The organism is Pararhizobium sp. PWRC1-1, assembly GCF_049897905.1.
Taxonomy (GTDB): Bacteria; Pseudomonadota; Alphaproteobacteria; order Rhizobiales; family Rhizobiaceae; genus Pararhizobium.
Window position 1 is genome coordinate 292,247 of sequence record NZ_JAFCXE010000003.1, and the last position, 23,380, is coordinate 315,626.

General features: G+C 60.6%; 23 protein-coding genes and 1 pseudogene. 14 read left to right on the plus strand and 10 right to left on the minus strand.

Features of this window, described 5'->3' with window-relative positions; translation table 11 throughout:
- Positions 1-100: 100 nt before the first annotated feature.
- Entirely contained in the window at positions 101-562 is a 462-nt protein-coding gene (locus ACP7E0_RS07330) for a carboxymuconolactone decarboxylase family protein (RefSeq protein ID WP_113317503.1), read from the minus strand.
- 23 nt (positions 563-585) lie between these two features.
- Entirely contained in the window at positions 586-1,086 is a 501-nt protein-coding gene (locus tag ACP7E0_RS07335; protein ID WP_426123953.1) for an RrF2 family transcriptional regulator, read from the minus strand.
- A 143-nt stretch (positions 1,087-1,229) separates the two neighbouring features.
- Between ACP7E0_RS07335 and ACP7E0_RS07340 the strand changes: the two genes are divergently transcribed.
- A complete protein-coding gene (locus ACP7E0_RS07340) occupies positions 1,230-1,871 on the plus strand; it encodes a YitT family protein (protein WP_426124130.1) in 642 nt (213 codons plus the stop codon).
- Between the two features lie 13 nt (positions 1,872-1,884).
- Here ACP7E0_RS07340 and ACP7E0_RS07345 read toward each other — a convergent pair whose 3' ends face one another.
- Positions 1,885-2,487: a TetR/AcrR family transcriptional regulator gene (locus ACP7E0_RS07345; RefSeq protein ID WP_426123955.1), complete on the minus strand. Its 603-nt coding sequence runs from the start codon at positions 2,485-2,487 to the stop codon at positions 1,885-1,887.
- 52 nt (positions 2,488-2,539) lie between these two features.
- Between ACP7E0_RS07345 and ACP7E0_RS07350 the strand changes: the two genes are divergently transcribed.
- The 5 genes from ACP7E0_RS07350 (at position 2,540) to ACP7E0_RS07370 (ending at position 8,256) form a co-directional block, all read left to right on the plus strand.
- Positions 2,540-2,989: a VOC family protein gene (locus ACP7E0_RS07350; RefSeq protein WP_426123957.1), complete on the plus strand. Its 450-nt coding sequence runs from the start codon at positions 2,540-2,542 to the stop codon at positions 2,987-2,989.
- A gap of 137 nt (positions 2,990-3,126) precedes the next feature.
- Positions 3,127-4,329 carry a GGDEF domain-containing protein gene (locus tag ACP7E0_RS07355; protein ID WP_426123958.1) on the plus strand — a complete coding sequence of 401 codons (1,203 nt, stop codon included), beginning with the start codon at positions 3,127-3,129 and terminating at the stop codon, positions 4,327-4,329.
- A gap of 94 nt (positions 4,330-4,423) precedes the next feature.
- The gene (locus ACP7E0_RS07360; RefSeq protein WP_426123959.1) at positions 4,424-6,958 is read left to right on the plus strand and encodes a ligase-associated DNA damage response DEXH box helicase; all 2,535 of its coding nucleotides are present in this window, start codon (positions 4,424-4,426) and stop codon (positions 6,956-6,958) included.
- A gap of 42 nt (positions 6,959-7,000) precedes the next feature.
- On the plus strand, positions 7,001-7,726 hold the full coding sequence (pdeM, locus tag ACP7E0_RS07365) for a ligase-associated DNA damage response endonuclease PdeM (protein WP_426123961.1): 726 nt from the start codon (positions 7,001-7,003) through the stop codon (positions 7,724-7,726).
- 278 nt (positions 7,727-8,004) lie between these two features.
- Positions 8,005-8,256: a PilZ domain-containing protein gene (locus ACP7E0_RS07370; RefSeq protein WP_426123963.1), complete on the plus strand. Its 252-nt coding sequence runs from the start codon at positions 8,005-8,007 to the stop codon at positions 8,254-8,256.
- A 1-nt stretch (position 8,257) separates the two neighbouring features.
- Here ACP7E0_RS07370 and ACP7E0_RS07375 read toward each other — a convergent pair whose 3' ends face one another.
- A complete protein-coding gene (locus ACP7E0_RS07375; RefSeq protein ID WP_426123965.1) occupies positions 8,258-8,821 on the minus strand; it encodes a dihydrofolate reductase family protein in 564 nt (187 codons plus the stop codon).
- Between the two features lie 154 nt (positions 8,822-8,975).
- Here ACP7E0_RS07375 and ACP7E0_RS07380 point away from each other — a divergent pair.
- From ACP7E0_RS07380 to ACP7E0_RS07390, 3 genes and pseudogenes are all read left to right on the plus strand, one after another.
- A pseudogene (locus ACP7E0_RS07380) lies at positions 8,976-9,126 on the plus strand (ligase-associated DNA damage response endonuclease PdeM); the annotation flags it as partial.
- Between the two features lie 74 nt (positions 9,127-9,200).
- Positions 9,201-9,467, plus strand: coding sequence for a type II toxin-antitoxin system ParD family antitoxin (locus ACP7E0_RS07385; protein WP_113318498.1), 267 nt, complete (start codon positions 9,201-9,203; stop codon positions 9,465-9,467).
- 2 nt (positions 9,468-9,469) lie between these two features.
- Positions 9,470-9,781, plus strand: a complete 312-nt coding sequence (locus tag ACP7E0_RS07390) for a type II toxin-antitoxin system RelE/ParE family toxin (RefSeq protein WP_426123967.1) — start codon at positions 9,470-9,472, stop codon at positions 9,779-9,781.
- 36 nt (positions 9,782-9,817) lie between these two features.
- On the opposite strand, the gene ACP7E0_RS07395 is transcribed toward ACP7E0_RS07390, so the two are convergent.
- Together ACP7E0_RS07395 and ACP7E0_RS07400 are read right to left on the minus strand one after the other, a co-directional pair.
- Complete coding sequence (locus ACP7E0_RS07395; protein WP_426123969.1) at positions 9,818-10,879, minus strand: type I restriction endonuclease; 1,062 nt, start codon at positions 10,877-10,879, stop codon at positions 9,818-9,820.
- A gap of 212 nt (positions 10,880-11,091) precedes the next feature.
- Positions 11,092-11,532 carry a winged helix-turn-helix transcriptional regulator gene (locus ACP7E0_RS07400; RefSeq protein WP_426123971.1) on the minus strand — a complete coding sequence of 147 codons (441 nt, stop codon included), beginning with the start codon at positions 11,530-11,532 and terminating at the stop codon, positions 11,092-11,094.
- A gap of 96 nt (positions 11,533-11,628) precedes the next feature.
- On the opposite strand from ACP7E0_RS07400, the gene ACP7E0_RS07405 reads away from it, so the two are divergent.
- Positions 11,629-12,867, plus strand: coding sequence for an MFS transporter (locus ACP7E0_RS07405; protein ID WP_426123973.1), 1,239 nt, complete (start codon positions 11,629-11,631; stop codon positions 12,865-12,867).
- On the opposite strand, the gene ACP7E0_RS07410 is transcribed toward ACP7E0_RS07405, so the two are convergent.
- From ACP7E0_RS07410 to ACP7E0_RS07425, 4 genes are all read right to left on the minus strand, one after another.
- Positions 12,864-13,100, minus strand: a complete 237-nt coding sequence (locus ACP7E0_RS07410; protein ID WP_037104964.1) for an Lrp/AsnC ligand binding domain-containing protein — start codon at positions 13,098-13,100, stop codon at positions 12,864-12,866. The genes ACP7E0_RS07405 and ACP7E0_RS07410 overlap by 4 nt on opposite strands.
- 66 nt (positions 13,101-13,166) lie before the next feature.
- Positions 13,167-13,955: a TIGR02186 family protein gene (locus tag ACP7E0_RS07415; RefSeq protein ID WP_426123974.1), complete on the minus strand. Its 789-nt coding sequence runs from the start codon at positions 13,953-13,955 to the stop codon at positions 13,167-13,169.
- Positions 13,955-14,881, minus strand: coding sequence for a sulfite exporter TauE/SafE family protein (locus tag ACP7E0_RS07420; protein ID WP_426123975.1), 927 nt, complete (start codon positions 14,879-14,881; stop codon positions 13,955-13,957). Before ACP7E0_RS07420 ends, ACP7E0_RS07415 begins: the two co-directional genes overlap by 1 nt.
- 256 nt (positions 14,882-15,137) lie before the next feature.
- Entirely contained in the window at positions 15,138-19,169 is a 4,032-nt protein-coding gene (locus ACP7E0_RS07425) for a peptidoglycan-binding protein (protein ID WP_426123977.1), read from the minus strand.
- Positions 19,170-19,575: 406 nt separating this feature from the next.
- On the opposite strand from ACP7E0_RS07425, the gene ACP7E0_RS07430 reads away from it, so the two are divergent.
- From ACP7E0_RS07430 to ACP7E0_RS07445, 4 genes are read left to right on the plus strand one after another with little or no spacing between them, the layout of a single operon-like run.
- Complete coding sequence (locus ACP7E0_RS07430; RefSeq protein ID WP_426123978.1) at positions 19,576-21,372, plus strand: acyl-CoA dehydrogenase C-terminal domain-containing protein; 1,797 nt, start codon at positions 19,576-19,578, stop codon at positions 21,370-21,372.
- A gap of 60 nt (positions 21,373-21,432) precedes the next feature.
- Entirely contained in the window at positions 21,433-21,693 is a 261-nt protein-coding gene (locus tag ACP7E0_RS07435; RefSeq protein WP_162743601.1) for an AbrB/MazE/SpoVT family DNA-binding domain-containing protein, read from the plus strand.
- Positions 21,651-22,022: a type II toxin-antitoxin system PemK/MazF family toxin gene (locus tag ACP7E0_RS07440; RefSeq protein ID WP_426123980.1), complete on the plus strand. Its 372-nt coding sequence runs from the start codon at positions 21,651-21,653 to the stop codon at positions 22,020-22,022. Before ACP7E0_RS07435 ends, ACP7E0_RS07440 begins: the two co-directional genes overlap by 43 nt.
- 46 nt (positions 22,023-22,068) lie before the next feature.
- Entirely contained in the window at positions 22,069-23,277 is a 1,209-nt protein-coding gene (locus ACP7E0_RS07445; RefSeq protein ID WP_426123982.1) for an acetyl-CoA C-acetyltransferase, read from the plus strand.
- Positions 23,278-23,380: the final 103 nt, after the last annotated feature.

Consider the following 23,380-nt stretch of genomic DNA (forward strand, 5'->3'; position numbering starts at 1 on the left):
CCTCGCCCAACCTTTTCATGGTCTGCAGGTGGTGAGAGCGGGTGTCGATCCCGCACTCTGGCGCCGCACCCTCACCGGGCGCGGCGCCATTTTTATGTGATCAGGCGGCCTTGGCGGGCTTGTCGATCGGATGTTGCGCGCGGAAGGCGACCATCAGCCGGTTCCAGACATTGATGGTACCGATGGCAACCGTGATCTTGACGATCTCTTCGGCAGAGAAATGTGCCTGCAGTGTCTCATAGGCATCATCCGGCGCACCGGTCTGGGCAAGATTGGTGACGGCCTCGACCCAGCCGAGCAGCGCCCGTTCGCGGGCATCATAGACCGGCGATTCGCGCCAGACACACAACAGGTTGATCCATTGCTCGCTCAATCCTGAATGGCGCGATTCCTTGACGTGCATATCGACGCAGTAGCCGCAGCCATTGATCTGGGAGGCGCGCAGCTTGATCAGGTGAATGAAGCGGGGCTCAAGTCCAGATTTCTGGACGTGAGTTTCGAGCGCCAGCACAGCCTTGAAGGCTTCCGGCGACACTTTCGGCATATCGAGACGAGTTTGCATGGGTCTTCTCCTGTGTTGGTGGCTCAGCGAGCCGCTTTGCGTTCATGAATTTCAAGGAAGGCGCAGCCTCTTGCTACGATCGATCCATCGTCAATTTCGGCCAGCTGCACGCCAAGGTCGGCAATTGTGGTCTTGGCCAGCTCTGCCCGGTAAACACGCTCGGCCTTCAACATGACGGCCGAGATACCGCAGGGCTTTAAAAAGAAATGGCTGGGCAGAGGATTGGGACCCCGCTGACGGATTTCGCCGCAGCGGAAGGCAGGCGCCGGACCTTCGACGGCAAGCACGATATCGAGTAGCGTGATCTTTTCCGCTTGCCGCGCCAGCCGGTATCCGCCCTTCGGGCCGGGCACCGTATCGAGAATGCCGGCACCCGACAGCGACTGCAGATGCTTGAGCAGATAGCTGGTCGATACGCCATGAAACTCGGCGATCGCAGCGGCGGAAAGCACTCCACCTGCGGAAAGGCCGGACAGCATGGCGACGCTGTGAATAGCCTGCTCGACCCCCTCACCCATCTTCATCGCCTTGCCTCCGTTTTCTATCGTGGATAATTTATATCCACGATTATTTGAGCCGTCAAGCGGAGAAATTCATCACAAAGCTTGCGTTCGCAAAACCGGAGGATAGAACGGCAGGATACAGCCGACGGGAAACAGTGACGATGATGGCAACACCTGAAAAATCGGCCTTTGCGGCATTGATGAATTCGAGCGCCGAGCGGCATTCGGTTGTCGATGACGCACAGGGCGTGATCTCCGGCAGCATGCTCGCCGTTCTCGGCATCACGCTGTTCTCCAGCGCCGGGCTTTTGACGGGCGGCACGCCCGGCATCGCCTTTTTGGTCCATTACGCGACCGGCTTCAGCTTCGGCGCCTGCTTCTTTGCGGTGAACCTGCCGTTCTATTATCTGGCCTTCCGCCGCATGGGCCTTGCCTTCACGGTGAAGACCTTCATCGCGGTTGCCATGACATCGGCCATGTCCGAGGTCCTTCCGCGCGCGCTGGGGATCACAAATGTCGATCCGCTGATCGGCGCGCTGTTTGCAGGCCTTGTCGTTGGTGCCGGCCTGCTCGCTCTGTTCCGCCACCGCGCCAGCCTTGGCGGCATCGGCATTCTGGCGCTTTATCTGCAGGATCGTTTCGGCTGGCGCGCCGGCCTTGTCCAGCTCGGCTTCGACGGCGCGATCGTCGCCTGCTCGTTCTTCCTCGCCAGCCCCTATATCATCGCCTGCTCGATCGCCGGCGCCGTCGTCATGAACATCACGCTGGCAATGAACCACCGCAAGGACCGCTATATCGCGATGTGAGGAAGCCGGAGCGCTACGCCCCTGACGGGGTAACGGCGCGCAGGGCGGTCGCCACTACCGCATCGCCGAATTCCGGCGAGACCGGACGATGCCCGACCAGCAGCCGGAAGAACACCGGCCCGTAGATCATGTCGAGCAGGGCCTCCAGATCAATCGGTTGGGTGATCTCGCCCCGGGCCAGCGCCTGCTCGAGGATGCCGCGGCCGGCATTGCGGCTCGACAGGATCACCTGATTGCGGAATGCCTTGGTGAATTCGCTTTCAGGGTCTGCCGCCGCCAGCGCCATGGTGATCTGGCGCCCGCGAGTGCAGGCGAATGCCGTCACAAGACCGCGCATCTGCGCACTGAGCGCGACTTCCGCCGTCGCCCCCTTTGCCTCGGCTTGCGGCATCGGATTGACCAGCAACGCAGCCATCGCCAGTTCCTGCGCGTTCGCCCAGGAGCGATAGATCGTCGGCTTGCCGACGCCGGAGCGCGCCGCCACGGCCTCGATGGTCAGGCGGCCGAACCCTTCGGCCATCAGGATATCATGAGCAACCTCAAGCGCTCGCCTTTGTGCGGCTTCACTCGGTGGGCGGCCACGTTTCTTCGGTTCTGTATTTGTGTCTTGACTCATATCATTACGATACGTAACGTTAATATACGAACCAGTCAAGGAGGAGCATCCGATGTTTACTGTTACCCGCAAAGTCAGCGCCTATTTCGTCGTGAAGAATGCAGCCCAAGCCATCGAGTTCTACAGCCAAGCGTTTGGTGCGGAAGAGATATTCCGGATGACCGACCCTTCCGACGGCCGCATCGGCCATGCCGAACTGAGGTTCGGCGAAACCTTGATGATGCTTGCCGATGAGTATCCCGACTTCGGCGCCCTGTCGCCGGACACGATTGGCGGATCGCCCGTCACCTTCCACATCGACACGGCATCGACCGATGCCGCCGTGGCGCAGGCCGTTTCCGCCGGAGCAACGCTGCTGCGCCCGGCCGCAGACCAGAGCTTTGGCGAGCGCGTGGCGCAGGTTCTCGACCCCTACGGCCATCGCTGGATGCTGTCGCAGACCATCGAACAGGTGACGCCGGAGGAGATGCAGAAGCGCTGGAACGAAGGGGCCTCGGCATAAGCGCTGCCATGCTGCCGGTGACCATGACAGCAGGGCGCTCAAGCCTCGCCAGGGCTTTGCGGGTGTGTTTCAGAATTCGGTAATCGAAGACTGTTATACGGCACCTCAAATGCCCTAACCTGCGGATGATACCAGCCTTGGACCTCGCGACCGTATTGCTTCTTCACAAGTCGTCATTCTTCATCGGTGCGCTCTGCTTCCTGTATGTTCGCTGGCAATCGCCGAGCAGTCACGGGCTCGGCATCCTCGCCGTCGCCTTCACCCTCCAGGCCGTTGCCTCGACATTTGCAGGTCTCGGTGAAAAGCATGCCCTGCCGCTTTCCGTGTGGGCATTGTCGAGCTTTTCGCTGGGCACCCTTGGCTATGCCGTCTTCTGGATTGGAATGAGGAGGCTTAGCGGTAACAACAACCGGCGTTCACTGGACTGGTTTGCGCTGGCGATTCCCGCAAGCCTTATCGTGACAGCGCTCCTTACCGGATTTCACCTCGATAACCTTTGGCGCGCGAGCATCTTTCAAGGCAGTTCTATCCTGTTCCTGGGTGCCTCGGCCGTGACGCTTATGCAGGACGACCGGCATGAAAAACTGTCGGCCAGATATGCGCTGGCGGCAGCGATTGCCGTGGCGGTCATCCTGTCGGTGTTCGTCGTTGCTGGCCTAATGGCGCCGAATACAGCACCTCTTCATCCACGCGACGCCTTCTTCCTGCTCATCCTTTGCCATTTCGCCATAGCTCTGTTTTCGCTGGTTTTCGTAAAGGAACGAGTAGAAGCCATGCTGACGACGCTGCTCGACACCGATGCGCTGACGCAGATCCACAATCGCCGCTGGTTCTTCCTGTCGCTGCCCGCCGCGCCACTTGCGGGCGACGCTTTCATCATCATCGACATCGATCACTTCAAGCGCGTCAACGACACTTTTGGCCATGCCGCAGGCGATATCGTGCTTGCCTCCGCCGCCAGGGAAATGGCGCTGAACCTGCGCCACGGTGAAATCTTCGCACGCCTCGGCGGTGAGGAATTCGGCCTCTATCTGCCCGCTTCATCCAATCTCGATCCGCAGGACGTTGCCGAAAGACTGCGCAGTGCGATCCAGTCGCTGAAAATCACAGTGGGCGAGACCTGTATCCCGGTCACGATCAGCGCCGGTACGGCTGTGGCCTGCGCCGGCCTGCCGCTGCACGAGCTTATGAGCCGCGCCGACACGGCACTGTATGGGGCCAAGAGCCGCGGCAGGAACCGCATCGAAGCGTATCGGGCCGATACGCCATCCGTGCTCGCCTCCGACCCCCGGCAAAAGACACGTCCGGCACAGACGACGAAGGCCGGGCAGGCAGCGTAACGGGACTTCCCTTCATACGGTTCCGCCGGCGACCGGCCAAACTGCGTGTCTTGCCCCGCTTCTTTTCCCCCGCGATTGCACTACATTCACCGATGTGAACCAGATCGATTCCATCCCGCGCGCCAAGACGCAAATTCTCCTGCCGCCGCCCTTCCTGCGCTGGTTCGAAGAAAAGGGCTGGCAGCCGCGTGCGCATCAGCTGGAGCTTCTCTCCCGCGTCCAGGGCGGCGAAAGCATGCTTCTGATCGCCCCGACCGGCGCCGGCAAGACGCTGGCCGGGTTCCTGCCTTCGCTGGTATCGCTCACCGAGCGCGGAAAAATCCCGCCGGGCTCGGCCTTCACTGGCATCCACACGCTCTACATCTCACCGCTCAAGGCACTCGCCGTCGATATCGAACGCAACCTGATGAAGCCGGTTGGCGGCATGGGCCTGCCGATCCGCATCGAAAACCGCACCGGCGATACCCCCGCCGCCAAGCGTCAGCGCCAGAAGCTCAATCCGCCGGATATTCTTCTGACCACGCCGGAACAGGTGGCGCTGCTCCTGGCCAATGGCGAGGCCGAGCGCTTCTTCAAAGACCTGAAATATGTGGTGCTCGACGAGTTGCACTCGCTGGTCACCTCCAAGCGCGGCCATCTTCTCTCGCTCGGCCTTGCCCGCCTGCGCCAGCTCGCGCCTGCCATGCAGGCGATCGGCCTGTCGGCCACCGTCGCCGATCCGATGGACCTGCAGCGCTGGCTGGCGCCGCAGAGAGAGGGTGAAAACAATCATGCCGGCCTGATCACCGTCACCGGAGGCGCCCGGCCGGAAATCTCCATCCTGTCCACCGAGGAGCGCGTGCCCTGGGCCGGGCATTCCGCAGTCTACGCCATCGGCGATATCTACAAGGCGATCGGCGAAACCAAGACCACGCTTTTGTTCGTCAACACCCGCAGCCAGGCCGAGCGGGTCTTCCAGGATCTCTGGACCATCAACGACGACAACCTGCCGATTGCGCTGCATCACGGCTCCCTGGATGTCGGCCAACGGCGCAAGGTCGAGGCGGCCATGTCCGAAAACAAGCTGCGCGCCGTCGTCGCCACCTCGACGCTCGATCTCGGCATCGACTGGGGCGACGTCGACATGGTCATCCATGTCGGCGCCCCGAAGGGGGCATCACGCCTTGCCCAGCGCATCGGCCGCGCCAATCACCGCATGGACGAACCGAGCCGCGCCATCCTGGTGCCGGCCAACCGCTTCGAGGTGATGGAATGCCAGGCCGCCCTCGACGCCAACTATATCGGCGCGCAGGACACGCCCGCGGTCGGCAAGGGCGCGCTCGATGTGCTTGCCCAGCATGTACTCGGCATGGCCTGCGCTGCGCCCTTCGACCCGCTGGCGCTCTATGCCGAGATCACCAGTGCCGCACCCTATGCGTATCTGACCTGGGAAACCTTCGAGCGCATCGTCGATTTCGTCGCCACCGGCGGTTATGCGCTGCGCGCCTACGAACGCTACGCCAAGATCCGCAAGACGCCGGAAGGTTTTTGGCGCGTGTCCAATCCGATGATTGCGCAGCAATACCGCCTCAATGTCGGCACCATCATCGAATCGCCGATGCTCAACGTGCGGATGGTCAAGCACAATGCCCGTGGCGCTCGCGGTCGTGGCGGCATGCCGCTCGGTAAGATGGAGGAAAATTTCGTCGAAATGCTGTCGCCGGGCGATACGTTCCTGTTTTCCGGCAAGGTGCTGCGCTTTGAGGGTATCCGCGAAAACGAATGCCTGGTCAGCCAGGGCTTCAAGCTCGACCCGAAGGTACCCTCCTACAATGGCGGCAAGTTTCCGCTGTCGACCTATCTTGCCCAGCAGGTCCGCAAGATGCTTGCCGATCCCAGCCGGCACGCGACGCTGCCCGATCAGGTGCGCGACTGGCTTTCCCTGCAAAAAGACCTGTCGATGCTGCCGAAGGAAGACGAGCTTCTGATCGAAACCTTCCCGCGCGGCAGCCGGCATTACATGGTGATCTACGCCTTCGAGGGCAGGCTGGCCCATCAGACGCTGGGCATGCTTTTGACGCGGCGGCTCGACCGCGCCGGATTGAAGCCGCTCGGCTTCGTTGCCACCGATTATTCGCTGGCAGTCTGGGGACTTGAGGATCTGAGCGACGCCTTCACGTCCGGCCGGCCGTGGCTTGCCGACCTGTTCGACGAGGACATGCTGGGCGATGATCTCGAAGCCTGGCTGAACGAAAGTTTTCTGCTCAAACGCACTTTTCGCAACTGTGCCGTCATCGCCGGACTGATCGACCAGCGCCATCCCGGCAAGGAAAAGAGCGGGCGGCAGGTGACGGTTTCCGCCGATCTCATCTATGACGTCCTGCGCAGCCATGAGCCGGATCACATCCTGCTTGAGGCCACCCGCAATGATGCATCCACCGGACTTTTGGAAATCGAGCGGCTTGGCGATATGCTGTCGCGAATCAAGGGGCATATCACCCATCGGCCGCTCGACCGTATTTCGCCGCTGGCCGTGCCGGTCATGCTCGAAATCGGCCGGGAATCAGTCAATGGCGACGCGCAGGACTTTCTGCTCGCCGAAGCCGCCGACGAACTGTTTGCGGACGTGCTGGCCACGGCATCGCCATAAACCTTGGTCAGAGACTGAACACAACGCCGCGCCGGAAATCCTATGCACCGCATCGCCCATGCCATCTCCGCTCTACCGGACAATCCGGCGCAATCGGCCCGCATCGTCGTCAACGGCGTCATCGGCGTCTGCGATCCGCTCGGCGGTCTTTATCTGCCCGATCTCGGCACACTCGTCGTTTCCGATCTGCACCTGGAAAAAGGCTCGGCCTTTGCCCGCCGCGGCATGATGCTGCCGCCCTATGATACGCTGGCGACACTGCGCATTCTGGATGCGGTGATCTCCCGTCACAATCCGAAGACCGTCATCAGCCTCGGCGATAATTTTCACGACCGGGTCGGCTCGGCGCTGATGCCCGAGCTGTTTCGCGGCATGATCGAAACCATGGCGCGCGGCCGCGAATGGATCTGGATCAACGGCAACCACGATCCCGACGGCACCACTGCCCTGCCCGGTGCATCGATGGACGAACTCATCCATTGCGGATTGGTCTTCCGCCACGAACCGGGGCTCAACGCCACCGCAGGCGAGATCGCCGGCCATCTCCATCCGTCCGCCACCGTCCGCCGCCGTGAAAAATACATGCGCCGCGCCTGCTTCGCCACCGACGGCCGCCGCCTGATCATGCCCGCCTTCGGCGTCACCACCGGCGGCCTCGACCTGCGCCACCAAGCCATGCGCGGCCTGTTCGACCACCAGAGCCTCATCGCCCACATGTTGGGACGGGACCGGATCTATTCGGTACGGTTTGCAAATTTGCTGGGGTGAGTGCGGAGGTTCTTTTAGTCAAGAACCTGGACATAGACACGGTCAATACGAGAGACCGCATTCTTTATGACCAGTCTGCAGGCGATCTGCTCTATGATGCCGATGGTTTGAGAGCGGGAGCAAGCATCAAATTTGCACAAGTCACGGACAACACATCACTGAGTTACCTCGGTTTCGTGGTGGTTTGAGTACTCGAAGGGTATCAGTTTTCGGCGCAGAATCGTCGCGAGTGGAATAGCCGGGAGCGAAAACTGTAACGGAAATCGGAGATCCTGAACATGACGGAGAAACGCGATTCACCGAGGACACGGGCTCTCAAGAGCGGGCGCATCATGTTCAATCACGGATCTTCATCGATCGACTGCACGATCCGCAACCTCTCAGCAAACGGTGCCAAGCTTCTCATCGAGAACGCCCTGGGTCTCCCCGATGAATTCGTTTTGATGTGTGCAGACGACAGGAATTACAGATGCACCGTCAGATGGCGGAAGCTCAATGAAATAGGCGTCAGTTTCGACGCTGCCATCTAGTCTAGCGCCCTTTTTTCTCCGCCCCATATCGCAGGATAACTCCGCCGGATCCCAGCGGCCGGGATTCCAGCAGTTTGAGCGACATGCGCCGGTCTGCAGGTTTAAACAGCGGTGTCCCCTGCCCAAGCAGGACCGGCACGACGCAAAGCATGATCTCGTCGATCACATCGTCCTGCAGAAGCGAGGCGACGAGGTCGGCGCTGCCGAAAATATAGATGTTCTTGTCGGTCGTCTGCTTCAATTGCGTAAGCTCGCCCGCAATGTCCTTGACGATACGGGTGTTGTTCCAGTCCGATTTTTCCAGGGTATGCGAGGCGACGATCTTCGGAAGCGCGTTCATGTAGGCCTTAACTTCGGTGTCGTCGTCCGCGGTCGTCCAATAGACCTTCATGCCCTCATAAGTGACGCGACCAAAGACGAGCGCTTCGGCCTTCTTGCCGAATTCCTTGCTCAGCACCTCGAGTTCCGGCCCCCAGGCCTGCATGTGAAAATCGAGGTCCCATTTCTTCACCCCTTCGAAATAGCCGTCGAGGGTGACGAGATTCCAGACGATGACCTTACCCATATCAATCTCCTCCGATCAAAACAGATTGGAATTCGCAAGCGGCCTGATGCTAATCAAACAGATTGCAAAATGCAATCGGTCATCGTGAAGGCGTCCGAAAGACGGAGTTACAGCTTCTCGACCCTCGTATCGCCCCACCCCAGCACTTTGCCACCGCCTGATCGTGCCCGCCTTTGGCGTTACCACCGGCGGCCTCGACCTCAGACACCAGGCCATGCGCGGCTCTTCGACCACCAGAGCCTTGTCGCACGTATGCTGGGACGGGATCGGTTTATTCGGTACGGTTTGCCAATTTGCTGGGGTGAGGCCGATGGCACTTTTAGGATCACACGCATTATGATAACTATTGTTCATAATTATTATTTTGTGAGGTCGGACGATGGCGAGTTTCGCATTGAACGAGCACTACGAACGCTTCATCCAGGCACAGCTTGAATCCGGCCGCTACAACAATGCCAGCGAAGTCGTGCGGGCGGGATTGCGGATGCTGGAAGATTTCGAGGCGGCACGCGAGCGCTGGCTACGTGACGAAATCCCGTCACGGCTGGAGGATATCCGCCAAAATCCGCAGACAGCCATTTCGCTCGAAGACGCCTTTTCCAGATTGGAAGGGCGGCATCAAGCTCGGCTTGCCAAGTCAAAATGACCATGCGCTACAAAGTTCTTCTCCATCAGAAGGCGGAGGAAGAGCTGAATGCGCTCTACGATACAATTGCAGAAAGTGCCGGCCCAACAACTGCTTGGAACTTCGTGTCGGGCATCCGCACATTCTGCACACAATTGTCGGATTTCCCGGAGCGCGGCACGGAGCGTGTCGAACTGATGCCGGGATTACGCATCATCGGATATCGGCGCAGTGTCAGCATCGCATTTGCGGTCGAGACCGACACCGTCATCATTCTCGGCATTTTCTACGGCGGCCGGAATTTCACCGCCGGGATGTTTCAGGAGCGGCGTTAATCGCACGGCTTATCGGCATCCGCTTCTGGTCTCCTCTCAAGAAGGTATTGCTGCGTATTTCTTCACAGTGGCGCGTAGCCGATCGGTGTGATCATAAATCTGATCAAGAGAGTCGATGATCAGCCGCTCCTCACTCTCGCCGTCGAACAATCCGATATATTTGACCGACCGGTTAAACCAGAGGCGCGCCAGTGGCTTTCTATTGTTGTTGTCCAGCAAAATCCCGCAATAGGTCTTCTGATCTCGCATGACCACACGCTTCGAACTGATCGTATCGCGCACGATGGCTTTCACAATCATGTAGCCTTCGCGCTCTTCCTCTGTGGTTACGACCTCTGGATCATCCGCCACCGGCTCATCGATTTTCTCGATCACTTCTTCTGTATCAGCAAGAGCGCTTGAGAGACGGCTTTTCACCGTGTCCATGATCACTTCGCGAAAAGCCGTGCGGACCACACCGGTGAACATTTCGCGTATCGGCGCCGTCATGCGCCCTTCGTAGATACTCCCTGCAATCATGCGGACAAACTCTTCGGAGGGTTCTTCGACGAGCTTGGAAATGACCTGTTTAACCCCGGACGTATATTTTAATCGCTCGGCGGTCGCGAGAATTGCGGAGACGTCAAAAGAGGCCTTCTCGAACTTCCGCAATTCAGAGACGATGCCCACGTTAAAATCCGTGACATCGAAAACGAAGAAGGGACGTGTGTCGAGTTTATTGGGCGCTTCCAGATCTGTGTAGAAATTGAATGTGCGGCCATTTGTGAGAATAGCGAATTTCGCGTTGGTCACGCTGAAATATCGATAGAGCTGATCCAGATGCTTCTTCTCAAGTGCAACCGAAATCGGCTTGCATTCGATAAGAATTCGAATCTCACTATCGATCTTTATCGCATAGTCGACCTTCTCCCCCTTTTTACCAACTGCATCCGCGGTGAATTCGGGAATGACCTCGCTTGGATCGAAGACGTCATACCCAAGGGTCCGCAGAAAAGGCAAAACGACGGCGGTTTTGACCGCTTCCTCCGTTACCATTGTGCTTGAATGAGACTTCACGCGCTCAGAAATCGCGCGAAGATTTTCTTCGATCGTGCTCATAAATCCCCCACCCGTTATTCGGGTAGAGTTGCCGAACTACAAGCGAACGTCAAGCTATTAAAACTTAAAAGAGAAAGCCCGTTACCCCTGCGATTTTTACGGGATCTTACCGGCGAAAATGCCTTGAATGTGAGTAACGGCATCAGACCGGCATAGTGCGAGTCGTCATTGTCCGGCTCACATTGCAGACACGAAAAGCGGCCGGGCCGCCGCTAAACCTTCCTAACCCTCGTATCGCTCCACCCCAGCGGCTTGCCATCGGCCGAGCGTAATTCCAGTTTCTCCACCGGGCTCCCGGTGGCCACGTCCACCAGCACGGAATGCTGTTCGCCGGGCGCGTAAAGATGCTCCTGGCCCCATTGCCGCAGGGCGACGACGACGGGGAAGAGCGCGCGTCCCTTTTCCGTCAGCAGATAGTCCTGATAGGCGCTGCCATCCGATGCCGGCGCCGTTTCCAGGACGCCGCAATCGACCAGGTCCCGCAGCCGCGCCGTCAGCATTCCCTTGGCGATGCCGAGGCTGCGGCGGAATTCGCCGAAACGGCTGATGCCGTCGAATGCGTCGCGAACGATCAGCAGCGACCACCAGTCGCCGATCGCATCCAGCGAGCGGGCAACCGGACATTCTGCCTGCGTCAGGCTTGTGCGTTTCAAAATCGTCTCTCCGCATTCGATGCTGGTCTTAAAATAAGACTAGACTCGCATCGGCGCAACTGGTCTTATTATAAGACCAAACTGAAAGGAAAATTGATGCGCGGCGCAATGACAGATACTGCGAGACATGGCCCGGCCAGGCTTTCCGGCGCAATGACCATGATGTTTGCCGTGGCGGGCGGCCTGAGCGTGGCGAATGTTTATTATGCCCAGCCCTTGCTCGGGGCGATGGCCGGGGATTTCGGCATCAGCCCGGCCTCCATCGGCATCGTCGTAACGGTGACGCAGATCGGCTATGGGCTCGGGCTGATCTTCATCACGCCGCTTGGAGACATTCTCGACCGGCGCCGGCTGATCGCGGTGCAATCGCTCCTGCTCTGCTTGGCACTGGCGGCGGCCGCTCTGGCACCGACCGGCGGCCTGTTCATGGCGGCCATGGTCGCCGTCGGACTATTGTCCGTGCTGGTTCAGACGCTGATCGCCTTTGCCGCCGTTCTCGCTGCGCCGGCAGCGCGCGGCAGGACCCTCGGCATCGTCACCAGCGGCGTGGTCATCGGCATCCTCTGTGCCCGCTTCATCGCGGGTCTGCTGTCGGACATGGGCGGGTGGCGGTCGGTCTATCTGACCTCGGCAATGCTGACGCTGCTGATGGCGATCGCGCTCCACCGCATTCTGCCGGATCATCGCGAAAGCCAGCCGACGCCATCTTATTGGAGCCTGCTGCGCTCCATCCCCGTGCTGTTCATCGAAGAGCCGGTGCTGCGCAGAAAGGCCGTCATGGCCTTCCTGATCTTTGCCGTTTTCAGTATTTTCTGGACATCGCTGGCACTGCCGCTCCGTGCAGAACCGCATTCGATGTCCCACACGGCCATTGGCCTGTTCGGACTTGCGGGCGTCGCCGGCGCACTCGCCGCAAGCTGGGCCGGACGGTTGGCGGACCGGGGACTGGGCAACTGGACGACGGGCATTTCGCTCGGTCTGCTGCTCGTCTCCTGGGCGCTGATCTCCATGCTTCACACGTCCATACTCGCCCTGATCGCTGGCACGGTGCTTCTGGATCTGGCGATCCAGGCCGTCCATGTCACCAATCAGAGTGCGATCCTGTCCATTCGGCCGGAAGCCAAAAGCCGGATCATCGGCGGCTACATGGTGTTCTACTCGGCAGGTAGCGCCAGCGGCGCCATCGCATCGACGGCAATCTACGCCCATGCCGGCTGGGCCGGCGTCTGTCTTCTGGGCAGTGCCGTCAGCCTCGCGGCCGTGATCTACTGGGCCGCCACGCTTCCGCGCCGCAAAAGCCTGCCCCGGTCGGTGCAGACCTGCCCGGTGTGTTAGAATGCGTTGAAGGTCAGCGTCGTCAGCGACCGGTTGATGCCGGGCACGGTGGCGATGTTGTCGTTGATGAACTTGCCGATATCCTGCTCTTCATCAACATAGACCTTGATCAGGAGATCGTAATCGCCGCTGGTCGAATACATCTCCGAGACGATCTCCTTCTTGTAGATCACGTCGGCGACCTCGTAGGTCTTGCCGGGGGCGCATTGCAGCTGGACGAAAATCGGCTTCATGGCTCAGTCTCCTGATATTTCCTTCGCAAATAGCCTGTTTTCATCACGAGGCAAAGCGGGATCCGGTTAATCCCTGCGGAAGACGATACTCGCCAGCCAGCCGGTGATGACGGCGAGAAGAACCGCTACCAGACCGTACAGGAACGGCTGTTGATGCGCTGCCGTGGTGATCGCCTGCTCCAGGCCGGTCTTGACGACGCGGAGCGGCAAGGCCTTGGCGGCGACGAAGAGGCCCTCACGGAAAAGGTAGGCGCGCACGACATGGACACCGTTCGGCACATCGGCCGGCAGGCGCACCGAGGCCTTGAACAGGCTGGAGCTGATGAACTGCACGCCGCCTGGATCGCGCTGATAGACTCCGCTGCTTTCCCGCAGCCGCCGGAAGGCATCGCGGAATTCGGTGAGGTTGCTGCCATCCCCGACAAAACCGATCGGGGTCAGCGGCATATGCGCAACGCCGATACCCATGTTGTTCATGTCGCCCGGCGGTGCGATGGTATCGATGTCGCGCGTGCTCGACAGGGAATAGGATTCGGGAACCAGTTCGAAGGTCATCGAATGGGTGTTGATCCAGATGCCGAAGATGCGCTCCTTCTTGCGCACCGTGGTGTTTTCCTTCGGCCCTTCCAGTGCCACGACAATGTTGTATTTGCCCTGAGCCAGAAGATTGGCGTTGAAGCCGTCGATGGCACCGAAGATCGTCAGGTCAGCGCCGCGGAAATCAGAGGTGATCGAGATTTCGTCGGTGGAGATGCCGATATCCAGCTTCTCGCTGAAATCGATCGGCTCCGCCTTCACGGCAAGCGGTGCGGCGAAGAGGAGAGCGGCAAAGAGGACGTGCGAGAAAATCCGCATTAGAAACCGAGCCCCGCGGACACGACCGAATAGATTTCCTTCGGGGGGATTACCAGCTCGATGGCAAGACGGATGCCCACGGCGAGGACCAGAAGCGCCAGAAGTGCCCGCAACTGCTCGCCGCGCAGCCTCTGCCCCACCCGTACGCCATATTGTGCGCCGATGACGCCGGCGATCATCAGCACGAAGGCAAGCACGATATCGACGGTATAGTTGGCCGACGCCTGGACGATGACGGTGTAGGCAGACACGAAGATGATCTGGAACAGCGACGTTCCAACGACGACATTGGTCGGGATGCGCAAGAGATAGATCATCGCCGGCACCATGATGAAGCCGCCGCCGACGCCCATCACCGATGTCAGGATGCCGATGCAAAAGCCCAGCACTGCGATCGGGATGACGCTGAGATAGATCTTGGATTTCTTGAACCGCATCTTCAGCGGCAGGCGGTGCACCCAGTTGTGATGACCCGGCCTTTTCAAAGTGACGGTTTCGTTCTTGGCAGCCCGGCGCAGAGCATTGATGCTCTCCCACAGCATCAGCGAGCCGACGGTGCCGAGCAAAAGCACATAGGCGAGCGAAATCACCAGATCGAGCTGGCCGATGCGGCGCAGCAGCGAAAAGATCCAGAGACCGACCGTCGCCCCCGCGAGACCGCCGCAGAGCAGCACGGTTCCCAGCTTGATATCGATGGTGCCGCGCCGGAAATGGGTGATGGCCCCGGAGATCGAGGAAGCAACAACCTGGTTTGCACCGGTGGCGACAGCAACGACGGGCGGGATATTGTAGAAGATTAGAAGCGGCGTGATCAGGAAGCCGCCGCCGACACCAAACATGCCGGACAAAAAGCCGACGGCCGCGCCCATTCCGAGGATGATGAAAATGTTCACCGACAACTCTGCAATGGGCAGATACACCGTCACGGCCAGACCTCTAAATATGCCAATAGCCCGCAAGGCGGGCGGAAAACATCACAGTGGCAAGTGATCCACCACGGGAGATAAGGAATGAAACAGTCTTGAAAACCAATTGTTAAAATCGTGAATTCAACGTCGTTCCGTCATGCGCCCCGGGGTCCGGCCTGTCAACCTTTTGCAAGATTTGAGCTTAACGCGGAGCAGTACCCTTTGTCCGGCCGATCTGCGGCATTATTGGGGCCGCAGACGCCGCTCTGAAACCTCAGCTGTTCCGCTTCAAGAGTTCCTTGACGAGGGCATCGGTGATCTGGCCCGTCGGTTCCTGGCCGATCGATTTCTGGAACGCCTTGATCGCGGAGACAGTCTTCTGGCCCATCTCGCCATCCGGCGTGCCGGCGTCGAAGCCGTTATTATTGAGGATCGCCTGAATGTTGCGCAGCGCCTTCTTCATATCGACCGATGCGGTCTTGGTGCCCTTGCCGACCCAGGTATCCGGCACATCGACCGAATTGGCCTTGGGGTCGAGCGGCGTCAGCTTCCAGGTATCGAATTTCGCCTTGGCGCTTTTCAGCTGGTCGGGCTTCAGGGCCTTGCCGACTTCATCGCGCTTCTGGGCCGCATCCGTATCGCCGTCACGGGCAGCGACGGAGAACCACTTGTAGGATTCTTCCAGGTCCTGCGTCACGCCATTGCCGCGAGCATAGAGGATGGCGAGATTGAACTGGCTGTCGCGAATGCCGCGGTCGGCCGCCATCGAAAACCACTTGCCGGCACCGGCAAAGTCCGGAGCCGTATCGCCGCCGCTCGCCAGCATGACGGCGAGGTTATGCATGGCGCTGGCATTGCCCTTTTCGGCAGCCTGAAGATAGAGCGTGCGGGCTTTCGCCAGGTCGCGGCTAACGCCGGTGCCCTTTTCGTAGAGGCTGGCAAGACGATATTCGGCAGGAGTAACGCCGGCATCGGCAGCGCGCTGATACCATTTCGCCGCCTGGGCGAGATCGGCCTTGATGCCGCGGCCTTCGGTATAGACGGCACCGATTTCGAACATGGCGAGGGGATCGCCCTTCCGGGCAGCCTCGGCCAGCGCCTCCGGCTTGATTTCGGCAGGAACGGTCAGGGCAGCTTCGCCTGCCGCAGGCGCAGCCGCTGCCGTATCGGCGGCATCCTTTACCGTCGCCAGGCCTGTTGCAGTTTCCGGTGTTGAGCCTTCGATGACGGGCGACAGCATCCGGCTGTTGACCGCGCCGGTTCCCGGCAGGGCCTGCGCAGCATCGGGCAGTTCGGCATCCGGCTGCGTGGTTTCGGACAATGACGTTTCCGGCGGCATCACCTGCGTCGCAGCGGCCTCCGGCTGTCCGGCTGTCTGATCTTCGGCCTGCGGCTGCAATGAGGTGAGCGGCTCGACGTCGTTATCGGCGGCCTCCGTCGCCGGAGCCACATTCGCCATTGCCGGCGTTTCGGTTGCCACCGGCATTTCCTCGGTCACCGGCTGTTCGATGGCAGACACCGGCGCCTCGACGGGCGCCTGTTCGCCGCGGATCAGCGTGTTGACCAGCGGATAGGACATGATCGCCAGAAGCACGGCGCCGACCGCCATGAGGATCGGACGGCGATGACGGGAAAAGACGCCGATCGGCGAGGCGCTGGCGCCGCTCTTGCCACGGTTCATCGTATCGACTTCTTCGGCCGCCTGCTGGGCGGCACGGCGGGCGGCGGCGATGAAGTCAGCCTTGTCCGATTCGCTCGGCGGCGCGGTGCGCCCGGTCTGGCCAGCACGAACACGCTCAAGGATCTTTTTTACATCCGGAACGCCGGAGCCCGGCTCCAGCAGCTGGTTGGCGACATCAGGTTCGATGGCGTCAGCCGCATCGATCGATGGAGTCGGGTCGATGATCTGGCGTTCAACGGCGCGAGCAGGCTCTGCCCGCTTGCTGGTAAACCGCTTGGCGATCCCGGCAAGAAGACTGGGCTTGCCGGCGGGCACCGGCGCGGTCTTGATATCGCTCTGATGCACGGCGGCTTGCTCGGTGACGACGGCAACGGCTTCCGCGACCTCTTCACGCGATGGGCCGGCAGGTTCCGCCTCGGCGGCCAGCCCGTGCATATCGCGCTTCAGTTCCTCGTAGCGGCGCCCGAAATCGGCTTCAGCGAAAGTGAAGGCATCGTCATTCGCCTCAAAATCCGGCTGTGCCGCTCTTGGCATCTGCGGTTGGGGGTTCAGCCCACGCGAACCAAAGGCACGTGGTGCGTCCTGTTCCTGACCGCGTTCCTCCAGCCGCTCCAGCTTTTCGGCGATATGGACGAGCGTTTCGTGCAGCGCTTCGAACGTGCGCGCCGTGCGCTCCTCGCTCGAGCGGCTCATGTCTTCCAGAACCTTGAGATCGTCGGCCAGCGCCGAGATCGCAGCCATGTCCGAACCGCCGGAAGCGGAATGGCCCATGCCGTTCTTCGAATAGGCTTCCATCACCGCTTCGGCCGCCTGGCGGGCGGCCTCGATGATATATTCGTCACTGGTCGCCAGATATTCCTCAAGCGCGCTCATCCGGCCTTCGAACTCGACGGGAACCGCAGCCATTTCGCGCGGCTGGCTGACGAGGCTCGACAGGTTGGCGATCTGGTCCTGCAGGCTGCGCAGGATCTCGCTATCGTCGTAAGGCGCCGCGCGGGTTTCTTCCAGGCGGGTGGCGATATCGGACAGCTGGCCTTCGAGCCGGTCGAACCGGGCATCGCCGACATAAGACGTGGCCGGCATGTCCAGCTGGTCAATCCGCCGGGCGAGATCGTCGAGACGTTCGGCGAGCGCATCATTGACCGAACCCTGGTCGAGGGCATCGATCTTGCGGGAAATATCGGAGAGATATCCGGTCAGGTCCGGCTGGGAGGAAACCTTCTGCGAGCGCTCCAGCATCTGCGACAGCTGTTCGAGGCGCTCTTCAAGACGAACCGCGGCTTCTTCGTTGGCCAATTCCTCGACACGGGCAGTCAGAGCCTCGATGCGGGAACCGACGCCATTGTCGACTGGCCGCTGCAGGCCGTCGATCTGGCGGGAAAGGTCGGCAAGGCGGCCTTCGACGCGGGTGACGCCGGCGCTGTCTGGAACGGCAGCACGGCCGCTGGCAACGATGGCGCGGCTGATCTCGTCGAGACGCGCGTCCAGGTCGGCAAATTGCGATGCCATCTGGCGATCGTCCGGCTGCAAATGGCGGCCGATCATTTCGATCGCCTGGGCAACCGCAACTAGCTTGTCTTCCAAAGCGTGAATGGCAGGGCCGCTGTTCATCGAGCCGATCTGCGACTTGATTTCGTCAAGCCGGTAGGCAAGCGCCACCAGTTCGTCGTCGCGATTGGAATCGAACGCATTCATCCGGTCTTCAACGCCGGTCCAGCGCGCTTCCATACGGTGCACGCTGTCCTCACGGGCAAGGCCATCGATCATGACGCGCAGTTCGTCGAACTCAAGCTTCAGCGCATCGGCCTGCGACGGCGATGCCTGCCGGCCGAGCTGGTTGATACTGTCGGACAGGCGCTGCAGATCGCCGCGGATATCTTCCGCCATCGTCTGGTCCTGGGCCGCATCGGCGGTGATACCGCGGATCTCGGCGCGCAGCGTCGTCATCTCCCGCGACAGTCCGTCGGCAATGTCCTTCTTCAATTCCTGACGCAGGCCGACCAGCGCCTGGGCAATCTCGGCCATGGCCGGGTCCTGGCGTTGCGCTTCGCTGCGGTATTGCTCCGAGCGCAGCGGCTCGCTGCGAACGGGCTCCGGGCGCTGGGCCGGCTGATGGCGGATGGTTTCCGGGCGCAGGTTTTCTGGGCGCAGGTTTTCTGGGCGTAGGCTTTCCTGGCGGATCGGCTCACGACGGAACGGCTCGCTGCGATAGGTCTCGCTGCGCAGCTGCTCGCTCAGCGGCGGTGCCACCGGCACCTCGCGACGGGGCTGCACGGGGGCCTGGAATGCGGGAGGCTGGAATGAAGGAACGCCGCGCTCGTCATAGGCGCGCGGCTCCGGACGGGGCTGGATACGATCGCGAACGGTATCGCGCTCCCGGACAGCATCGCGTTCCCGCGTGGCCGTCAGTGTCCGCTGCCGCTGCATGATTTCCGTGATCGGGTCGGCAACAGCCACTGGACCATCGGCCGGGACACGGCCTCGCTGATCACGCCCAGCTGTTCCCATCAATCCTTCGATACGCGCTTCCAAGCCTTCGATCGTGCGGTTCAGCGCGTCGAGGGACGACCTGTCGCCATAAGGCTGGGCGCCGGGACGTGGAGTGTTTGATCGCGATCCGTTCATCGTTCTTCGCCTCTTTCATCGGCCTTGATCGGAATCCGGGCTTCTGAAAGGCAAATCCCCGCCTTCCTGGAGTTCCGGTACCGATCCGGACAGAGCTGCAACGACGCGAAGACAAAACTAATGCAGCTGTGACCATCTCAACACGCACTTTCACGAAACGTAGTAAATAAGCCGTTAACCTGACTGAAAATTTTTCAACGATTTGGGCGCATGCTGGCATCGGGAGGCTTCCACACGACATTTCGGCACACCCAATCTGCTGGATCCGGTGACCGATCAAATTTTGCTGCCTCCACAAACTTTGACGTTTACGCGCACGTCAAAGTTTTGTAGCATGATGGAAATCACATGGAGCGACCCAGGAGACGCCGCCCCGTGACACGGTTACAGGTGAGGAACACGAGACATGCCCAGCTATAAGGCCCCGGTCGAAGACACGCTTTTCATTCTCAACGACGTTCTCGGTATCGAGCGCTACAACAACCTGCCCGGCTTTGCCGATGCTACACCGGACATGATCGAGGCGATCGTTGGCGAAGCAGCCAAGCTTGCCGAAGAAGTGCTGTTCCCGGTCAATCTGTCCGGCGATCAGGAAGGCTGCAAGCGCAACGATGATGCGACGGTCACCACACCGAAGGGCTTCAAGCAGGCCTTCGACCAGTACCGCGAGGGCGGCTGGCTCGGGCTGTCGGTTCCCGAAGAATTCGGCGGCCAGGGCCTGCCCTACACACTGCACACCGCAATCGGCGAATACATGTCCTCGGCCAACATGGCGCTGACCATGTATCCGGGCCTCACCCAGGGCGCCATCGCCGCAATCCTCGTCCACGGCACCGACGCGCAGAAGGCGACCTATCTGCCGAAGATGGTAGCCGGCGACTGGACCGGAACGATGAACCTGACGGAGCCCCATTGTGGCACCGATCTCGGCCTGCTCCGTTCCAAGGCCGTGCCGCAGGGCGATGGCTCCTACAAGATTTCCGGCCAGAAGATCTTCATCTCCGCCGGCGAACACGACATGGCCGACAATATCATCCATCTGGTGATTGCCCGTATCGAGGGCGCGCCGGAAGGCGTGAAGGGCATTTCGCTGTTCATCGTGCCGAAACTCCATGTCGAGGCCGACGGCTCGATCGGCGCCCGCAACACCGTTTCCTGTGGCGCGATCGAACACAAGATGGGCATCCACGGCAATTCGACCTGCGTCATGAACTATGACGACGCAGTCGGCTATCTCATCGGCACGGAAAACAAAGGCCTCAACGCCATGTTCGTGATGATGAACGAGGCCCGCCTCGGCGTCGGCCTGCAAGGTCTTTCGGTCAGCGAAGTCGCCTACCAGAACGCCGCCAACTATGCCCGCGACCGCATCCAGGGCCGTTCGCTCTCCGGCGTCAAATCGCCGGACAAGAAGGCCGACCCGATCATCGTTCATCCCGACGTGCGCCGCACGTTGATGACCATCAAGGCCTTCAACGAAGCCGGCCGTGCCTTCACGCTCTGGACGGCGCTCAAGTCCGACATCGCCCATCGCGGCGACAATGATGCGGATCGCCAGGCAGCCGACGATATCCTCGGCTTGATGACGCCGATCCTCAAGGGCGTGCTCACCGACAAGGGCTTTGACCACGCCGTCATGGCCCAGCAGGTCTTCGGCGGCCACGGCTATATCGAAGAACACGGCATGAGCCAGTATGTCCGCGATGCCCGCATCGCGATGATCTACGAAGGCGCCAACGGCATCCAGGCACTCGATCTCGTCGGCCGCAAGCTGGCGCTGAACGGTGGCCGGGCGATCACCGCCCTGTTCAAGGAGATCGGCGATTTCTGCGAGGAAAACCGGTCCGACGAGAAGCTGGCCGTCTACACCAAGGGCCTGAAGAAAGGCTTGAACGACCTGCAGGCGGCCACCATGTGGTTCATGGGCAACGCCATGGCAAAACCCGACAATGCCGGCGCCGGCTCGACCGACTACATGCACCTCTTCGGCCTCGTCGTGCTCGGCTATATGTGGGCGAAGATCGCCAAGACGGCAGAGGAAAAACTGGCGGAGGGTGCGGGCGATCGCGAAGCCTACCTGAAGAACAAGCTCATCACCGCCAAATTCTTCATGGAACGCATCATGCCGGAAACCGCGCTGCGCAAAGCCCGCATCGAAACCGGCGCCGACACGATGATGGCACTCGATGCGGCGGCGTTTTGAGGTCTTGGACAAAACCCGAGGAAAGTTATATATTGATATAACTTTCCGATGGAGATGAAAATGGCTGTATCGACATTACGCAACGTGGGCGGATCGGTGATGATGACGGTTCCCAAGCCGGTCCTCGAAGAGCTCGGGCTTCAGGCCAATACAAAGCTGGAAGTGACCGCTCAGGACGGCAAGATCGTCGCTGTTGCCCGGGCGCGGCCCAAGTACACACTGGAGGAGTTGATTGCCGAATGGACCCCTTGGCCTGAAAGAACGGCCGAAGAACAAGAATGGCTGGATATGCCGTCAGTTGGCAACGAGATCATAGACTGATGGACAGGGGCGATATCTGGTTTGTAGATCTGGAGCCGACACGCGGGCGAGAGCAGGCCAAAGCGCGTTATGCTTTGGTCCTCACGCCGAGGCTTATAAACCAAAATGGCACCCAAATCGTCGCACCCATTACGAGTGGCGGCCAGTTCGCCCGAACGTCCGGATTTGCCGTTTCGCTGACAGGAGCAGGCACTGAGGCCACAGGTGTGATTCTTTGTCATCAGATTAGAGCCGTCGATATGAAAGCACGGGGCGGCCGGTTTTTTGAAAGGGCACCGGACTTCATCACGGATGAAGTTCTGGCCCGGGTTTCGGCACTGTTCGAATAGAGTTGACGAATAAAGAGCGCCTTGAGCGCTATAGGGAGATGAAACAATGACCGACGTCTTCATTTACGACCACGTGCGCACGCCGCGCGGCCGGGGCAAGAAGGATGGAGCGCTGCACGAAGTGCCGACGCCGCGTCTGGCCGCAAAAGTACTGCAGGCGCTGCGCGACCGCAACGGGCTTGATACGTCCACCGTCGACGACATCATCATGGGCTGCGTCGATCCGGTGTTCGAGGCCGGTGCCGTGATCCCCAAGGCAGCCGCCTTCGAGGCCGGTTATTCCAACAAGGCGCCGGGCATGCAGATCTCGCGCTTCTGCGCCTCGGGCCTCGATGCCGTCAATTTCGCCGCCGGCAAGATCGCCGCCGGTGCCGATGACATCGTCATTGCCGGTGGCGTGGAATCGATGTCGCGCGTCGGCATGGGCATGTCCGGCGGTGCCTGGTACATGGACCCATCGGTCAATTTCCCCGGCTATTTCATGCCGCAGGGCGTTTCCGCCGACCTGATCGCCACCAAATATGGCTTCTCCCGCGACGACGTCGATGCCTATGCCGTCGAGAGCCAGAAGCGCGCCGGTCATTCCTGGGACAGCGGCTATTTCGACAAGTCGGTCATCCCGGTAAAAGACCAGAACGGCATCACCATCCTTGCCAGGGACGAGCATATGCGTCCGGCAACGACGATGCAGAACCTCGCGTCACTCAATCCGTCCTTCCAGATGCCCGGCGAGATGGGCGGTTTCGATGCCGTCGGCATCCAGGCGCATCCGGAAATCGAACGTATCAACTACGTCCACCATGCCGGCAATTCCTCCGGGATCGTCGATGGCTCGGCGGCCGTGCTGGTCGGTTCCAAGGCCGGCGGCGAGAGCATGGGGCTAAAACCCCGCGCCCGTATCAAGCATTTCGCCAATATCGGCTCCGATCCGGCGCTGATGCTGACCGGCCCGGTCGATGTCACCGAAAAGCTGTTGAAGCGGGCCGGCATGACCATTGCCGATATCGACCTGTTCGAGCTCAACGAGGCCTTCGCCGCCGTCGTGCTGCGCTACATGCAGGCCTTCGACATCAGCCATGACAGGATCAACGTCAATGGCGGCGCCATCGCCATGGGCCACCCGCTCGGGGCCACCGGCGCGATGATCCTCGGCACCGTGCTCGACGAACTGGAACGCCGCGGCCTGCAGACCGCGCTGGTGACGCTCTGCATCGGCGCCGGCATGGGTACCGCGACGATCATCGAGCGGGTGTGAGGCCTTTCCCTCCCCCTTGTGGGGAGGGTGGCCCGAAGGGCCGGGAGGGGTTTTCGCCGCACGGCAGGAAGCCCCTCCCCAACCCCTCCCCACAAGGGGGAGG

Bases quoted from the DNA above. Each gene is read 5' to 3' on its own strand.
- ACP7E0_RS07375 (WP_426123965.1), bottom strand. From the start codon at position 8,821: ATGGGTAAGGTCATCGTCTGGAATCTCGTCACCCTCGACGGCTATTTC.
- ACP7E0_RS07395 (WP_426123969.1), bottom strand. From the start codon at position 10,879: ATGAGCACGATCGAAGAAAATCTTCGCGCGATTTCTGAGCGCGTGAAG.
- ACP7E0_RS07350 (WP_426123957.1), top strand. From the start codon at position 2,540: ATGTTTACTGTTACCCGCAAAGTCAGCGCCTATTTCGTCGTGAAGAAT.
- ACP7E0_RS07370 (WP_426123963.1), top strand. From the start codon at position 8,005: ATGACGGAGAAACGCGATTCACCGAGGACACGGGCTCTCAAGAGCGGG.
- ACP7E0_RS07415 (WP_426123974.1), bottom strand. From the start codon at position 13,955: ATGCGGATTTTCTCGCACGTCCTCTTTGCCGCTCTCCTCTTCGCCGCA.
- ACP7E0_RS07410 (WP_037104964.1), bottom strand. From the start codon at position 13,100: ATGAAGCCGATTTTCGTCCAGCTGCAATGCGCCCCCGGCAAGACCTAC.
- ACP7E0_RS07425 (WP_426123977.1), bottom strand. From the start codon at position 19,169: ATGAACGGATCGCGATCAAACACTCCACGTCCCGGCGCCCAGCCTTAT.
- pdeM (WP_426123961.1), top strand. From the start codon at position 7,001: ATGCACCGCATCGCCCATGCCATCTCCGCTCTACCGGACAATCCGGCG.
- ACP7E0_RS07430 (WP_426123978.1), top strand. From the start codon at position 19,576: ATGCCCAGCTATAAGGCCCCGGTCGAAGACACGCTTTTCATTCTCAAC.
- ACP7E0_RS07445 (WP_426123982.1), top strand. From the start codon at position 22,069: ATGACCGACGTCTTCATTTACGACCACGTGCGCACGCCGCGCGGCCGG.
- ACP7E0_RS07390 (WP_426123967.1), top strand. From the start codon at position 9,470: ATGCGCTACAAAGTTCTTCTCCATCAGAAGGCGGAGGAAGAGCTGAAT.
- ACP7E0_RS07405 (WP_426123973.1), top strand. From the start codon at position 11,629: ATGCGCGGCGCAATGACAGATACTGCGAGACATGGCCCGGCCAGGCTT.
- ACP7E0_RS07440 (WP_426123980.1), top strand. From the start codon at position 21,651: ATGGCTGGATATGCCGTCAGTTGGCAACGAGATCATAGACTGATGGAC.
- ACP7E0_RS07340 (WP_426124130.1), top strand. From the start codon at position 1,230: ATGGCAACACCTGAAAAATCGGCCTTTGCGGCATTGATGAATTCGAGC.
- ACP7E0_RS07330 (WP_113317503.1), bottom strand. From the start codon at position 562: ATGCAAACTCGTCTCGATATGCCGAAAGTGTCGCCGGAAGCCTTCAAG.
- ACP7E0_RS07335 (WP_426123953.1), bottom strand. From the start codon at position 1,086: ATGAAGATGGGTGAGGGGGTCGAGCAGGCTATTCACAGCGTCGCCATG.
- ACP7E0_RS07345 (WP_426123955.1), bottom strand. From the start codon at position 2,487: ATGAGTCAAGACACAAATACAGAACCGAAGAAACGTGGCCGCCCACCG.
- ACP7E0_RS07385 (WP_113318498.1), top strand. From the start codon at position 9,201: ATGGCGAGTTTCGCATTGAACGAGCACTACGAACGCTTCATCCAGGCA.
- ACP7E0_RS07435 (WP_162743601.1), top strand. From the start codon at position 21,433: ATGGCTGTATCGACATTACGCAACGTGGGCGGATCGGTGATGATGACG.